1 protein-coding gene is annotated in these 1,344 nt (G+C 64.7%); it reads left to right on the top strand.

Features of this window, described 5'->3' with window-relative positions:
- Positions 1-289: 289 nt before the first annotated feature.
- Positions 290-1,344: histidine kinase dimerization/phospho-acceptor domain-containing protein (locus tag AC5RWX_RS33405; protein ID WP_494100443.1), on the top strand; the 1,055-nt coding region annotated here is incomplete at its 3' end.

The raw sequence follows: 1,344 nt of genomic DNA, 5'->3' as shown, positions 1-1,344 counted from the left end.
CCCGCTCCAACCCTTTATACGCTACAAGCAAGCGTGGGTCATGACATCCTTTTCAACATTGCATTTGAAAAGTCAATTATTATGACAAGGATGTGGATTACAAGCCGGAGAGGATGTGCCACGGTGCCCAGAAGGAATTCGGAGGCAGCGGATATTCACCTGATGACCCGTCGTGGCCCTAGCCGGGGTCATGGCTGAGCGAGTTTTTCCACGCGGGCCGGCGCGTTTCTTCCAGCGGCTTGGGCCGCGGGCTCAGGTTGCCCTGTGCCAGCTGCCACTGACCTTGATCGTGGCCGCACTCGCGGTTGCAACCCCGTTCGCCTGGCCCACGCTGCTGCACAGTCCGCTGTTCCTGGCCGGGATCCTCCTTTCCGGCATCCTGTTCCTCGGCTGCCTGCTCGTCCCGTGGGAACGGTTGGCGCACCGTCCCTACCTGCTGGTCCCCATTCTCGACTTCGTCGCGATCGGGCTTCTCCGAAATGGCGCCGCACCCCTTCTGCCCGGGCTTGCCGTCCTGGCGGTGTTCCCGGTGATCTGGCTCTCCGCCTCGGGCATGCTCGCCCGGAGCAGCCTGGTCCTCAGTTTCTTCGGCCCCATGCTCATCATGGTTCCCTCGCTGGCCGGGCGGTTTCCCAACCTGACTCCCTCGGACATCACCACAACCCTGCTCTTTCCCCTCATGATGTTCTCGGTTTCCCTCGCCATCAGGTTCGCGAGCGTGCACGTCCGGCTACAGCAGCGCGAACTGGCCCAGAAAGACAAAGAGCTTCGGAAGCTGCTCCGCGAGAGCCGGGAGCGTGAAAAGCTGCTCCAGACGGTCCTCGACGCGACCGACGTCGGGATTGCCGCCGTCGACCGTTCCGGCCACTTCCTCGTAACCAATGACCGGCAGCGGAACTTCCGCCGCGCAACAGGTGCCGACGACGCCGTACCCGGCCAGGGCCACCAACTGATCTTCGGGCAGGACAGGCGGACCCTGCTGCCGCCCGAGAAGCGCCCGATCAGCCGTGCCATCGCAGGGGAATCCTTCGCCGACTACCTGGTGTGGGCCGGAGAGGGAACGGAGCAGCGGGCAGTCTCGACGGCGGCCCGGCCCCTCCTCGGCGAGGACGGACAGTTCGCGGGTGCTGTAGTGGTCTACAGCGATGTCACCGGCTGGGTGGAAGCGCTGGCGGCGAACCAGGAGCTGGTCTCCAACGTGACGCACGAATTCAAGACGCCGCTGAATTCCATCATCGGCAATGTGGACCTGGTGCTCGACGACGTCGCCGCCCTGCCCCCGCAGGTAGCCCAGCGCCTGCTGGTGGTCCAGCGGAACGCCGAGCGGCTGCTGGCGCTCGTGGC

This window comes from Arthrobacter sp. SPT-J7 (assembly GCF_059089965.1).
The sequence above is the reverse complement of the archived record's forward strand: the minus strand, read 5'-3'. Positions and strand labels throughout refer to the sequence as shown.